Annotated in this window: 14 protein-coding genes; 10 read left to right on the top strand and 4 right to left on the bottom strand. The window is 64.2% G+C overall.

Translation table 11 applies throughout. The features are described 5' to 3' along the window. Window positions 1-341: 341 nt before the first annotated feature. Window positions 342-1,049 (bottom strand): FadR/GntR family transcriptional regulator, encoded by a 708-nt coding sequence (locus QOU61_RS34960; RefSeq protein WP_289655721.1) that lies wholly within the window; start codon window positions 1,047-1,049, stop codon window positions 342-344. A 126-nt stretch (window positions 1,050-1,175) separates the two neighbouring features. On the opposite strand from QOU61_RS34960, the gene QOU61_RS34955 reads away from it, so the two are divergent. From QOU61_RS34955 to QOU61_RS34930, 6 genes are all read left to right on the top strand, one after another. Continuing rightward, window positions 1,176-1,667, top strand: coding sequence for a TIGR02444 family protein (locus tag QOU61_RS34955; protein WP_289655720.1), 492 nt, complete (start codon window positions 1,176-1,178; stop codon window positions 1,665-1,667). Window positions 1,668-1,965: 298 nt separating this feature from the next. After that, a complete protein-coding gene (locus tag QOU61_RS34950; protein ID WP_289655719.1) occupies window positions 1,966-3,354 on the top strand; it encodes a UbiD family decarboxylase in 1,389 nt (462 codons plus the stop codon). Between the two features lie 96 nt (window positions 3,355-3,450). Then, a complete protein-coding gene (locus tag QOU61_RS34945) occupies window positions 3,451-4,470 on the top strand; it encodes an ABC transporter substrate-binding protein (protein ID WP_289655718.1) in 1,020 nt (339 codons plus the stop codon). Between the two features lie 41 nt (window positions 4,471-4,511). Beyond that, window positions 4,512-5,309: an ABC transporter ATP-binding protein gene (locus QOU61_RS34940; protein WP_289655717.1), complete on the top strand. Its 798-nt coding sequence runs from the start codon at window positions 4,512-4,514 to the stop codon at window positions 5,307-5,309. After that, complete coding sequence (locus QOU61_RS34935; RefSeq protein ID WP_289655716.1) at window positions 5,306-6,091, top strand: ABC transporter permease; 786 nt, start codon at window positions 5,306-5,308, stop codon at window positions 6,089-6,091. Before QOU61_RS34940 ends, QOU61_RS34935 begins: the two co-directional genes overlap by 4 nt. Window positions 6,092-6,094: 3 nt before the next feature. After that, the gene (locus QOU61_RS34930) at window positions 6,095-6,688 is read left to right on the top strand and encodes a UbiX family flavin prenyltransferase (RefSeq protein ID WP_289655715.1); all 594 of its coding nucleotides are present in this window, start codon (window positions 6,095-6,097) and stop codon (window positions 6,686-6,688) included. 68 nt (window positions 6,689-6,756) lie between these two features. On the opposite strand, the gene QOU61_RS34925 is transcribed toward QOU61_RS34930, so the two are convergent. Further along, entirely contained in the window at window positions 6,757-7,731 is a 975-nt protein-coding gene (locus QOU61_RS34925) for a helix-turn-helix transcriptional regulator (protein WP_289655714.1), read from the bottom strand. Between the two features lie 192 nt (window positions 7,732-7,923). Next, window positions 7,924-9,099, bottom strand: coding sequence for an NnrS family protein (locus QOU61_RS34920; protein WP_289655713.1), 1,176 nt, complete (start codon window positions 9,097-9,099; stop codon window positions 7,924-7,926). 204 nt (window positions 9,100-9,303) lie between these two features. Between QOU61_RS34920 and QOU61_RS34915 the strand changes: the two genes are divergently transcribed. From QOU61_RS34915 to QOU61_RS34905, 3 genes are all read left to right on the top strand, one after another. Continuing rightward, window positions 9,304-9,540, top strand: a complete 237-nt coding sequence (locus QOU61_RS34915) for a hypothetical protein (RefSeq protein ID WP_289655712.1) — start codon at window positions 9,304-9,306, stop codon at window positions 9,538-9,540. Between the two features lie 605 nt (window positions 9,541-10,145). Then, window positions 10,146-11,402: an aminopeptidase gene (locus QOU61_RS34910; RefSeq protein ID WP_289655711.1), complete on the top strand. Its 1,257-nt coding sequence runs from the start codon at window positions 10,146-10,148 to the stop codon at window positions 11,400-11,402. Window positions 11,403-11,650: 248 nt separating this feature from the next. Then, window positions 11,651-12,106, top strand: coding sequence for a cupin domain-containing protein (locus QOU61_RS34905; protein WP_289655710.1), 456 nt, complete (start codon window positions 11,651-11,653; stop codon window positions 12,104-12,106). Between the two features lie 25 nt (window positions 12,107-12,131). On the opposite strand, the gene QOU61_RS34900 is transcribed toward QOU61_RS34905, so the two are convergent. Continuing rightward, complete coding sequence (locus QOU61_RS34900) at window positions 12,132-12,677, bottom strand: hypothetical protein (protein WP_289655709.1); 546 nt, start codon at window positions 12,675-12,677, stop codon at window positions 12,132-12,134. A gap of 218 nt (window positions 12,678-12,895) precedes the next feature. Here QOU61_RS34900 and QOU61_RS34895 point away from each other — a divergent pair, with 218 nt between their 5' ends. After that, window positions 12,896-13,300 (top strand): cupin domain-containing protein, encoded by a 405-nt coding sequence (locus QOU61_RS34895; protein WP_289655708.1) that lies wholly within the window; start codon window positions 12,896-12,898, stop codon window positions 13,298-13,300. The last annotated feature ends 1 nt before the right edge of the window (window position 13,301 follow it).

The raw sequence follows: 13,301 nt of genomic DNA, 5'->3' as shown, positions 1-13,301 counted from the left end.
GCGCGTGCCACAACCTCATTACAATTTTCAAGCGGTAACGTCCGCTTGGGGTCAAAACCCGCAATGCTCTAATTGAGTAGAAAATTTCAGCTTAGCCCCCAAAAGCCGACACCTCCGCCTTTATGAGTACGCGCCCTAGTGTGGTGGTTCAGAAATTCGCTTCATTTTATCGGCCAGCGCGTCAAGCGAATTTCTGAACCAAAACCACACTAGAATCTTAAGATTTCTAGTGTCCTTCGAATCCGAAGTTCGCTTAAGAGGTTGCCGCGAAATGATGCGAACTTCGGATTCGGGACACTAGAGCGCGTTCTCGCTGTGCGGTCCGCAGCTCGCGAAGCGCGCTATTCGTTCTCGAGCCGGCGCAGGCTTCGCTCCAGCACGCGGCGGGCGGCGAGCCGTGCGCGGTGCACATCCGAGGCGGCGATCGCTTCGTAGATCGCGTAGTGATCCTCATAGGCAATAATGGTGGTGCTCGCTTTCCGCGCCGAGCTGGCGCGCGCCTTCGAGATCGACTCGTAGAGATGCGGCTGCAGGAACTGCATGAAGCTGACGATCAGCGGATTCTGTGTCGCCTGCGCGATCGTCAGGTGAAAGGCGATGTCGGCCGCGAGCGCCTTTTCGAAACTGTTCTTGTTGGGCTCCATCTGCTTGAGACAATCCTGCATCGCCTTCAGGTCGCTCGGCCTGCGCCGCTCGGCGGCCAGCGTTGCAGCCTGCAGCTCGACCCCCATGCGCAGCTCGAAGATGTGGCGCAGCGCGTGCTTCGATCCTTCCGCCGTCGCCAGCCGGAACGGCCGCGCCTTGGCGTCATCCTCGACGAACACGCCCTTGCCCTGATGGGAGGCGACCAGGCCGTCGGATTTCAGCCGCGACAGCGCCTCGCGAATGACGGTGATGCTGACGCCGAACGTCTCGCTGAGGTCCTTGCCTGCCGGCAGTTGCCGTCCCGGCGCATATTTGCCGCTGACGATGTCGTCGCGAAGCATCGCCGTGATGCGATCGGTCAGATTGTTGCTGGCGGTCGTGCGGCGCACTTGGCGGTAGGTCATTGTCGGGTCCCGGCGGAAAAACGGCTCAAATATTGACTACCATAGGGATGTACCCATACTCACGATTCTGACGCCGCGCTTGTGGATGACTTGCAGCGTGCTGGCGCTTAGTCGAACACTTGGGTCATGTCGAATCGCACATCGTTCTGGACTTTCTCGCTGGCGTTCTACGCGCGTCCTGGCGTTGCCGATGTCTGCCTCGATCTCCAGGACCGCCACTCCGTCGACGTCAACGTGCTGCTGTTCCTGCTGTGGCAGGCGGCGCGCGGCCGACGTCTGGCGGAAGGCGAGATCCGCCGCGTGACCGCGCTGGTCGCGGATTGGCGCCAGCATGTCGTGCTGCCGCTGCACAGCGTGCGCCGGTTCCTCAAGGCGCCGGCCGTCGATTGGCCGGCCGAGCAGCTGCATGCGCTTCGCGAGCGGGTAAAGGCGGACGAACTGCAGGCCGAGCGCCTGCAGCAGGAGACGATGGAGCGGACCTTCGCCGGACTCGGCACGCCCGACGATGTCGCCGCCGCGGCGCAATCGAGCTGCGCGGCCTATGCGGAGGTCCTTGCCGTCCAGTTTCCGCAGCAGCATGTCGCTGACCTTGTGTCTCACCTGACCGGCGACGTCTAGTGTCCCGATTCCGAAGCTCGCATCATTCTGCGGGCCCCTCGTTTGCGAACTTCGGAATCGAAGGACACTAGCAACTTGTTGATCTAGTGTGGCTTTGGTTCAGAACTCCGCATGACGAACTCGCGGCGACAATGATGCGGACTTCTGAACCGCCACACTGGTTGTCTTCCTGATCCCATCATGCTGCCCCGCCGCATGAGCTCGGCCGCGGAGCCAGCCCGCGTCCTTTCCGCACAAGCCTCTTGCCCGAACGAACTTATCATATAAGATGATAAGTCGAAAGATACGGGAGGCCATGTTGGAATCGGACAATCAGAGCCTGCGCGGGTTCATCGCGCAGACCGAGCGGTCGGACCCCGCGAACGTCCTGAGGATCAGGGAGCCGGTCAGCCACGAGCTCGAAATGACCTCGACTGTGTTCGAGCTCGACCGGCTCAACAAAAGTCCGGTTGTCATCTTCGAGAAGGTCAAGGGCTTCGACATGCCCGTGGTCACCAACGTCGCGGGCAGCCGCGAGCTGCTGGCCCAATGCCTGAACAGCACGGTCGCGAACCTGCCTACCGCGTTCCGCGAGCGGTGCCAGAACTACATCGCGTCGGAAGTTGTCGCCAAGGCGGCGTGGAACGAGGTGGTGCTCGAGGGCGACCAGGTCGACCTCACCAAGCTGCCGATTCCGTTCCAGTTCTCCGTCGATGCCGCGCCCTACATCACCGCCGGCCAGATCACGGCGCGCGATCCCGAAACCGGCGTCGACACCACGGGCTTCCACCGGCTGATGCTGCGGGGCAAGAACCGGTTGGGGGTTTCGCTGCATTCGCGCCGGCGCATGTACGAGTACCATCGCCGTGCCGAGGCGAAGGGACAGTCGCTGCCGGCCGCGATCGTGATCGGCACCCATCCGCTGCATTACATGGGCTCGATGGTCTATGCCTATCCGCCCAACGTGCGGAAGTTCGACATCATCGGCGCCCTGTTCGGCGAGCCCTATCGGCTCGCCCGCTGCGGCGTCCAGGACCTCGAAGTGCCGGCCGGCGCCGAGATCATCATCGAGGGCGAGATCCTCGCCGGCGTGCATGAGCCGGAAGGACCGTTCGGCGAGTTCACCGGTTATGCCTCCTACCGCAGCACGCAGAACGTCTTCGTTGCCCATCGCATCCGGATGCGCCGCGACGCCTGGTTCCACAGCGTGGTTACGGGCATGTCGCGCGACCACATCCTGATCTCCTGCATCACGCGCGAAGGCGAAATCCTCAACGCGCTCAAGCGCAACCTGCCGAACGTGCGGGCCGTGCACGTGCCGCACAAGACCTGCGGCGCGTTCCTTGCCATCGTCTCGATGAAGAAGGTCGCGGAAGGCGAGCCGAGGATGGCGATGCTGACCGCGCTCGGCACCGAGCTCTACACCAAGCAGGTGATCGTGGTGGACGAGGACGTCGACATCTACGACATGGAGGACGTGATGTGGGCGGTGGCCACCCGCGTCAAGGCCGAGAAGGACATCATGATGGTCCCGGGCGTGAAGTCGGCGGTCATCGACCCCACCTCCGATCCCACCACATTCACGGTGACGAAGATGGGCATCGACGCCACCGCGCCGATCAACGAGGATTTCGCCGAACGGCTCGTCATTTCGCCGGAGCAGCGCTCGCGCGCCCGCGAAATCCTCGCCGCCGCCAACGCCATCTGACCGCGCCGGGCCATGGCCGCGCGAGCAACGAAGGAGCGCTCCGCGTGCGGGGCGAACGCAATCTGAGGCCGCCAACACCCTGATCCCAGAGGCACCATGAACCGAGCGAATTCTGCCGTTGCCGCATTGCTGTTCCTCGCCGCCGTCGCCGTCCCGGGCGCGGCCTGCGCCCAGACCAAGGTCCGCTTCACGCTGGACTGGATTCCCGGCGCGACCCATGGCGCGTTCCTGATCGCGCTGCAGAAAGGCTACTACAAGCAGGAAGGCCTCGACGTCACGATCGACCGCGGCAAGGGCTCTGCCGAGGTGGTCCGCCAGCTTGCCGCCGATGTCTACGACATGGGCTTTCCCGACATCAACGTCGTGATGGATTTCGACTCCAAGAATCCGGAGCAGAGCTTTCCGGTGCTGATGAGCGGCTATGAGGAAGCGCCTGCCGCGATCGTGGTGCTGAAATCGAGCGGCATCACCGAGCCGAAGCAGCTCAACGGCAAGAAGCTGGGATCGGCGCCCAACGATTCCACCTTCAAGCTGTTTCCGATCTTTGCGCGCAAGGCCGGCATCGATGTCGCCTCGATGGAGATCCAGAGCATCGATCCCAGCCTGCGCGAGGTTCTTCTCGCCCAGAAGAAGGTCGACGCCATTCCCGGCCAGATCTTCAACGCGCTGCTCGAGCTGAAGGCGAAGGGCGTGCCGGCCTCCGACATCAAATACTTCATGTACAAGGATTACGGCCTGCCGCTCTATGCCAACTCGATTGCGGCCTCGCGCCGCTTCCTGAAGGAGCATCCCGATGCGGTGCGCGGCTTCCTGCGCGCGACGCTCAAAGGCCTGAAGGACATGGCCCGCGATCCCGAGCTTGCCGTGAAGGCGGCCGTGGATTTCGAGCCGCTGCTCAATCCCGACATCGAGCGCGAGCGGCTTCGCGTTGCGCTGGAATGCTGCATCCTGACCGATACCGTCCGCAAGACCGGGTTTGGCGACATCGATCGGGCCCGGCTCGACACCAACATCACCGAGATCACCGAGGCCTACAAGCTGCCGCGGCGGCCGAAGCTCGAGGAGATCTTCGATCCGGCCTATCTGCCTGACGCCAAGGACAGGCTGATCAATTGACCCGGTCCTGGCAGCGCAGCGCTTTGCGAGAGTCCTGACTGATGTCCTTCATCGAGCTCACCGACGTCGATCTCGTCTATGGCGGTGCGGCGCAGGACAAGTCCAGCCAGACGCTTGCCGTGTCAGCGGCAACGCTGTCGATCGCGCATGGGGAATTTCTCGCGATTGTCGGTCCCAGCGGCTGCGGCAAGTCGACCTTGCTGAAGCTGATCTCCGGCCTGGTGCGTCCGAGCCGCGGCAAGGTCGTCGTCGACGGCAAGCAGGTCACGCATCCCCTGAAGACCGTCGGCATGGCGTTCCAGAACGCCACGCTGCTGCCATGGCGCAATATCCGCGACAACGTGATGCTGCCGCTCGAGATCGTCGAGCCGCACCGCAGCAGGCAGAGGATCGACCGGGACAAGAACCGCGAGGCCGCCGAGGTTCTGCTGCAGAAGGTGGGCCTGAGCGGCTTCGGCGATCGCATGCCCTGGCAGCTTTCCGGCGGCATGCAGCAGCGCGCGCAGCTTTGCCGCGCGCTGATCCACGAGCCTTCCATCCTGCTTCTCGACGAGCCGTTCGCGGCGCTCGACGCCTTCACGCGCGAGGATCTCTGGGCCGTGCTGCAGGAACTCTGGTCGTTCCGCAAGTGCACCATCATCCTGGTGACGCACGAGCTGCGCGAAGCCGTCTATCTCGCCGAGACCGTTCACGTCATGAGCGCACGGCCCGGGCGGATCCTGAAAACCAGCAGGATCGACATTCCGCGCCCGCGCACGCTCGAATGCACGTTCGAGCCCGGCTTCGTCGACCTGGTGCATGACCTGCGCCACCATATCAGCCTGGGGAAACAGAATTGACGACAAGGCTGCAACAAAGGCTTGCCCCCTGGGTCGCGACGCTGTTGCTGATCGCGGCATGGTGGCTGGGCGTCTGGCTGTTCGACATCAAGAGCTTCATCCTGCCGACTCCGTGGGAGACGCTGCAGGCGATCTACAAGTTCCGCTATCCCCTGTTCGTGCACGGCACGGCGACGCTTGCCACCACCCTGATCGGGTTCGTCGCGGCTGTCGTGTTCGGCATGGCGCTCGGCATCATGGTCGGCTCGTCGCGCCTGCTCTATAGCGGCATCTATCCGCTGCTCGTCGCCTTCAACAGCGTGCCGAAGGCGGCGCTGGTGCCGGTCTTCGTCATCTGGTTCGGCGCCGGCGCCATTCCGGCCGTGCTCACCGCCTTCATGCTGTCCTTCTTCCCTGTGGTCGCCAATGTCGCCACCGCCTTTGCGACCATCGAGCCGGAGCTGCTCGAAGTCATGCGTTCGCTCGGCGCGACGCGGACCGACATGACGCTCAAGATCGGAATTCCGCGTTCGCTGCCCTTCTTCTTCGCCTCGCTCAAGATCGCGGTGACGCTGGCCTTCGTGGGATCGGTGATCGCGGAGATCGTCGCCGGCAACAGCGGCATCGGCAATGTGATGCTGGTCGCAAGCTCCAATTTCAACGTGCCGCTGGTGTTCGCCGCGCTGGTGGTGGTCGGGGTCATGGGGGTGGGAATGTACGTCATCTTCGACTTCTTCGAGCGCCGCATGACCGCCTGGTCAGTGCGCGGCGGCGACGCCCTGCAGCAATCGATTGGTGGATAGGCCATGGCGGCATCGCGGCTGATCGTCGGCATCACGGGCGCCTCGGGCGCGATCTACGGCGTCACCGCGCTGAAGGCGTTGCGTGCGGCCGGCATCGAGACCCATCTCGTGATCTCCAAATCAGGGCAGATCACCGCCGCTCACGAGCTCGAGATGAGTCTTTCCGAGGTGATGGCGCTCGCCGACGTCGTCTACAAGGCGGGTGACATCGCGGCCGCAATCTCGAGCGGGTCGTTCCCGACCATGGGCATGCTGATCGCGCCCTGCTCGGTCCGCACCCTGTCGGAAATTTCGAGTGGCGTCACGTCGAGCCTTCTGACCCGCGCCGCCGACGTCGTGCTGAAGGAGCGGCGCAAGCTCGTGCTGATGGTCCGGGAGACGCCGTTCCATCTGGGCCACTTGCGTTCGATGACGCAAGTGACCGAGATGGGAGCGATCGTGATGCCGCCGGTGCCGGCATTCTACGCCCGGCCTGCAACCGTCGAGGATATCGTCCGCCATTCCGTCGGCCGCGCGCTCGATCTGTTCGGCATCGGCAATGATCTGGCCTCGCGCTGGGGCGAGCAAATCGCCGTTCGCACACGCGAAGGCTCGTAGCCCGGCGCAGATCCGCCGCGAAGTGGATCAGGCCTCGATCGGCTGCGGACCGAACGTCTGATGCTCCGTCACCACCGCCTGCGCCGCACGCCCGAGGGCGTATCGCCGAAGCGGCGGCGGAAGGCCCGGTCGAAGGTCGACAGTTCGTGAAAGCCGGCGCTCGCGGCGATGTCGGAAATCCGCTGCGTTCCCCGCTCGGGATCGTTCAGCAGCGCGTAGGCGAGGTTGAGCCGCTCTTGCTCGACGAAGCGGCTGAACGTTTGCCCGGTCTGCTCGAACAGCACGTGGATATAACGGTCGGTCACGCCGTGGCGCCTCGCCACCGTCCTGGCCGAGAGGTTGGGGTCGGAAAGGTTGGCGAGCACATAGGCGCGGATGGTCGCAAGCCGGGCAGCGCGGGTCGCGCCCGTCGAGGCCCGTGCGTGCGTCTCCTCGTTGGCGCCGAGCGCCAGCGCGACCAGGTCGATCAGATGGGTCGTGACGCGGTGCGCGAGCAGGGGATCGGACGGCGGCCGCTCCTTGCGCAACAGCTCGATATAGCCGCGCAGGAGTTGCAGCGGCAGCGTGGCCGCAGTGCGATGGATCGGTCGGTCATCGAGCCTGCGGACGACGCCGGCGAGCCGCTCGCGCCGGATGCGGACTGCGGTGCAGCGGCATCGCTCGAGCAGGCTGACGCGGCCGGCGACGCCGTTGAACAGCAGCGCGCCTTCGCTGCCTTCCATGGCTTCGTCGACCCCGCTCGAATGATAGCGATAGCGCGCGCCGTCGACACCGACGATGAAACGGAAGTCGCCGTCGGCATCCTGCACCAGCTCCGGCGTGCGGGTGAGGTGCAGCGGATTGGTGTCGCAGAAGATCAGCGACAAGGAGGCCCACGAATACTGCTCGACCGAGACGCTGAGCGGCGCGGTTCCGAGCGGTTCGACGTCGAGCCGCAGATAGATGCGGCCCGCGACCTCGCGCGCGATTGCCATGCGGTCGCGGGCGGGCGTGTCGTCGGTGGAAAAGCGGAAGGGCGCGGCGGGAATGGCACTGACTGTCATATCGGTTAAGTCAGCGGTATCGTGAGAAGGTTTTGCGGAAGGCGCCGTCGTTTCGGTGATTTCGGGGGGCGTTGCGCGCTCTCGCGTTCACTTCGGCGTGAGAGTTCGCTCCCTGTCAAATCATGGTCGCTTGGCGACAAATCGTGTTCGCGCTGGCATGGACGCAGCGTGCGAATGCGGGGCGAGGGCTCTTCACGCCAGGCGCGGCGTGCATAGGGCACGGCCATAGAGCAGCGCGAAACCAAGGAAGGCAGCGACCCAGCCGATCGCGGCGGCGGCGAGGAGACCGTGCATGTGCTCGGTCGCGACCGATGCGCAGACGCGCAGCAGTGCGGCGGCGATGATCGCCGCATAGATGGCTTGCGTGCCGATCGATGCCTTCAGCCCGCGTCCGGTATGACCAAGCGTCGCGCGCGTCATTACGGCAAGTGTCATCGAGCCGATCGCCCCGCCGGTCCAGGCATGGATGCCGGCGCCTGACGGCAGCACGCCGAAGGCGGCGAGGCCGGCGAGGAGGTACCCGAACGGCACGAACGCGTAGGCGAGATGCAGGATCAGAACGAGTCGGTCGGCCGTCGTCCGGTAGCCGACCCAGCGCGCGAGCCTGATCGCGTGCAGGCAGCCAGCAGTGACCAGCGCGATGCCGGTGATCGGCGATTGCGGCGCCGCGACCCAGGCGAGCAGCGCCACAAGGCCGGCTGCGACCGCGATACTGTCGAAACGGCCGAACGGTACGGGCAGGCGGCCCGGCCGCTGCCGCGCCAGCCAGTTGCGCGTGAAGCTGGGAACGATGCGGCCTCCAATCAAGGAAATGAGGACGATCACGATTGCGATGGCAAAGCGCGTCGAATAGTCGGCGAAACCGTGGAAATGGGATTCGAGGTGGAACGCCACATTGCTGATGGCAAGCAACGTCACAATGCCAACCACCGGCAGATTGCCCCACTTGCGGCCCGCGACGATCTCGCGTGCAGCGGCGGCGGCGAGCAGGAGGAGGAAGAGCGCGTCGATGGCGCAGGCAGCCGCCCATCCGATCCGATCAGAAAGACAGACGGCGATGCGGCCGGCGATCCAGATCGAAACCAGCGTCGCCAGCGGCATGCCCTGCAATGGCAGGCGTCCGGTCCAGTTTGGCACAGCCGTCAGCAGGAAGCCGCCGATGACCGCCGCGACATAGCCGAACAGCATCTCGTGAACGTGCCAGTCGCGCGGGATGAAGGCGGTGGGGAGCTGGAATTCGCCTTCGAACAGCGGCAACCAGATCAGGATCGTAGCGGCGGCATAGATCGAGCCGAACAGGAAGAACGGCCGGAAGCCGTAGGAAAGGAGGGCCGGTCCCTGATAATCGCGCAGCCTTGGTATCGACATCTCAATCTCCGAACATTCGGTGCGCCGCGCAATGACGCCGGGTCGGGTGCGGACGGCTGCACGATCGCGGTCGATCCCGCGATCGCCTTCCAAGGTCGGCCATAGATAACGCGCAGCCACCTCGCCAAGGTTGAGCTAGCGCAATGCCTTAAGCGAATCCGCATGGTTCCATCGCAAAATTCAAAACCGTTGCCGAGAGGGAACATGCCGGCAATTGATCGTTCGGTGGTGGCGGATGTCCAGCTGTTCGCCGAGCTTACCCTTGAAGAGGTCGATGAGGTTTTGCGGGCCGCGGAACGATGCGAACTTCGGAACCAGAACACTAGCCTTCCCTTCGGGCAAACCGTCAAAACCATCGCGCATTCAGCGGCAACTGATTTGCCCGTCGGGCAGTCACGCAAAGATCGTGTCCAGCCCCTGCGTGAAAAAAATTCCGCTTGAGCCGTCGGGCAAATCAGTGGCTCCAATCAGCACATCCCGCGCCTGATCAAGAGGGGCGCTTCGCGATCGTCACGAGCGTTGGGCGCGGGATGCGATGGACGCGATGATATCGGCTGACGAGCGATAGTCATGGCGGACGGCGAAGTCGTGTGGTCCTGATGCCCCGACGCTGGCATCAAGTCTCGCGGGAGATGACCGGCGAGGCGACGGTGGCAAGAAAGCCCGGTCACCGGGGAGAGCACGAAGGAAACCGTAACACCATCGTGCAGGGAAAGCCGGATTGCTTCGGTTGAACCTGTGGTGACTAACTCGTGTGCTTTCCACTTTCGCACACGAGGCCGCGGGTGCAATCGGCACCCGGCTTTCCCTGCGCCCTCTGTCCTTGCGAGGGTGGTTATCAGCCAAGCTCGGGCGCATTGGGCGTCGCGAGAATACGAATTCGTGTCCTCATTGTGACCGCCTCCCTCACTAAGCGGCATGGTTTCGGGCCGCGTCCGTCTGCGAGCGTATCCGCATCAACGATCTGATGAGGCCGCCGGGTGTTGAGGTTCGGACGAAACTGCTTATCTTTCGAGCATCGAGTCCTCTTCAGAGAGAAGTACGCCATGCCTGCAGTGCCTCGCGACTACGCAACCCCGATCGACCCCGCCAAGCTCGACCGACTTGCTGAAGTGGCCATCCGGGTGGGCTTGCGGCTGCGCGAGGGACAGGACGTGCTGGTGACGGCGCCGTCAGTGGCGCTGCCCCTGGTCCGCCGGATTGCGGAGCACGCCTACAAGGCGGGCGCGAGCCTGGTGACGCCGATCCTGTCGGATGAGGAGATCACGCTCGCGCGCTACCGCTTCGGCCATGAGGGCGGCTTCGACCATGCCGCCAACTGGCTCTATGAGGGCATGGCCAAGGCATTTTCCGACGATACCGCGCGGCTCGCCATCGTGGGCGACAATCCGATGCTGCTGTCGGGCGAGGACCCGGCCAAGGTGGCGCGCGCCAGCAAGGCGAATTCGATGGCCTATCAGCCGGCACTGGAAAAGATCGTCAACTTCGACACCAACTGGAACATCATCGCCTATCCGAGCCCGTCATGGGCGAAGCAGGTCTTTCCGGGCGTGGCCGAGGATGTCGCGGTCGGCAAGCTGGCCGATGCGATCTTTGCCGCTTCGCGTGTCGACAAGGAAGGGGCGATCGCCGCCTGGCAGAAACATAACGCGGCGCTGCGCGAGCGGACGCTGTGGCTGAACGGGCAACGCTTCAAGGCGCTGCATTTCACCGGGCCGGGCACCGACCTCAAGGTCGGCCTTGCTGACGGCCACGAATGGGAAGGCGGCGCCTCGCGCGCCAAGAACGGCATCATCTGCAACGCCAATATTCCGACCGAGGAAGTGTTCACCACGCCGCATTGCCGGCAGGTTTCGGGCCACGTCGTCAGCTCCAAGCCGCTCTCCTACCAGGGCACGCTGATCGACAAGATCGCGGTACGGTTCGAGGAGGGACGCATCGTCGAGGCGAGCGCCGCGCGCGGCGAGGAGGTGCTGAAGAAGGTTCTCGACACCGACGAGGGCGCGCGCCGGCTCGGCGAAGTGGCGCTGGTGCCGCATTCCTCGCCGATCTCGAAGAGCGGCCTGTTGTTCTACAACACCCTGTTCGACGAGAACGCGGCCTGCCATATCGCGCTCGGCCAGTGCTACTCGAAATGCTTCATCGACGGCGACAAGCTGACGCCGGAGCAGATCGCGGCGCAAGGCGGCAACAAGAGCTTGATCCACATCGACTGGATGATCGGCACGGACAAGACCGACATCGACGGCATCCGCGCCGATGGCTCGCGCGTGCCGGTGTTCCGCAGCGGCGAGTGGGCCTGAACGGCTGCGCGTTCCGCGTCGCGTCCGCTCGCCGTTGAGATTTCCGTGCAGGATCGCGCGGCGAGCCGCACGCCGTTACCATGCGCAAGGACGACGGCAGCCTGCGACAATTTAGCAGACCGCGAGCGGCCTGCTGCCTGCAATTGAGTGGAGGTTGGTAAGGAATGCTTAAAAATCGCGCACTAGCGTGTGCGCGCCCTGCCGGGCCGTCTTCATTACGTCATTGCATTTCCTGTCCGAGGCCCGTGATGTCTCAATCCCTCATCGAAACCGCAAAGACCACGGTCGAGCTGATGCCCAGCCCGATCGAGCCGTCCTGGATCATCGAGGGCAATCCGCAGGCGCGGTCATGCATGCTCTCGTGCAGCAGCGATGGAACGGCATCCACGATCATCTGGGAATGCAGCGAAGGCCGCTTCAACTGGTACTATGATTTCGACGAGACGATCATGATCCTCGAAGGATCGATCGTGCTCGAGAGCGACACCATGCCGGCGAAGCGCTACGCGGCCGGCGACGTCATCCTGTTCCGTGACGGCGCGCATGCGCGCTGGCATGTCGAGGGCCGCGTCAAGAAGATCGCCTTCTGCCGCAAGGCTCAGCCGGCATGGCTCGGCTTTGCGATTCGCGCGTTCTCGAAGCTGAAGCGAATTCTGCTGCCGCCGAACGAGCGTCAGCCGGCGAGCCTGGTCGGCACGGGCTAGCGCCCGTTCTTTTGCCGGCGTCGCCTCAATCCGGCGGCCGGCGCCGCGCCAGCACCTCGACGCGGGTTTGCCAATCGGCATCCGCGGGCATCTTGCCTTCGCCGAGCCAGTGGAATGAATTGGCGGTGATCCTGGTAAATCGCCAGCGCGACAGCGCGCCCGATTCCGTCGTGCTCTCCTGAACGATGTCGCTGCCTTCAGCGCGCCCGATCTGCTGGCGGAACGAGTTGGTCGCGGGATCGATCCAGTAGATCCGCCAGGCCTGGATCGTCGGATCGTAGATCCGAAGCGTGGTGCCGTACCAGTTGCCGGCGATCGGAAAGGGCTTCGCGTCCTTGCGGTCGGCACGGCGGGGGATCATCCAGACATCCTGGATCGCGCGGCCCTCCAGCACCCATCCGAAATGGATTTCGCCCGATGATCGATGGCTCGTTCCATCGCCGCCATGGGCGATGATCTCGGCGTCCCAGTCGCCGACAAACCGGCCATAGAGCTGCAGGGCGGCGGCGCGCTCGGGGTCCGGTCGTTGTGCATGCAGCACGGCGGCGAAATCGCTGCGTTCGACGTTCATGTCGCTCTCCTCGCGTGATGCCCGAGACCAGCACGGATCGCAGGGTGCGAACTTGGAGGAAATTGCGCCTGGCTGGCTGACCCTGCCATTCGTTGGCCTGATCATTGAAATAAGCGGGCGGCCCGATGTCGGGCGGAATGCGTCTGCTAAGCTCGACGAAGCCGGGAGATCAGCCAATGACCACGCGACATGTATTCGCTTGCTGGAGGGGATGGGCGGTGGCAGCACTGCTTGTTGCTGGCGCGTCCTTGTCGCTTGCGACGGCGGCGACCTCGTTTCCGCCGTTGAAGCGCGAGCCGATCCTCGACGAGAAGTTCGGAAATGCGGCGCCCGCCCCGCAGCAGGTCAAGGGCGCACGCATTGCGTTCGCGCCGGGGCAGCCGACGCCGTACCATCTCCATCCGATTCCCGTCGTCGGCGTCGTCACCAAGGGCGCTTTCATCTTTCAGATCGAGGGGCAGCCGGCCCGAACCATCAAGGCAGGCGATGCGTTCTTCGAGCCGGCCGATACCCGTATTGCCAGGTTCGACAACGCGTCCGCCGGCGAGCCGGCCGAAATCGTCGCGTTCTACCTGGTCGATCGGCCGGACCGGGAGCTGATCCGGATCATCGGCGGCAATTGAC

This window comes from Bradyrhizobium sp. NP1 (assembly GCF_030378205.1).
In the GTDB taxonomy this organism is placed as follows: domain Bacteria; phylum Pseudomonadota; class Alphaproteobacteria; order Rhizobiales; family Xanthobacteraceae; genus Bradyrhizobium.
The sequence above is the reverse complement of the archived record's forward strand: the minus strand, read 5'-3'. Positions and strand labels throughout refer to the sequence as shown.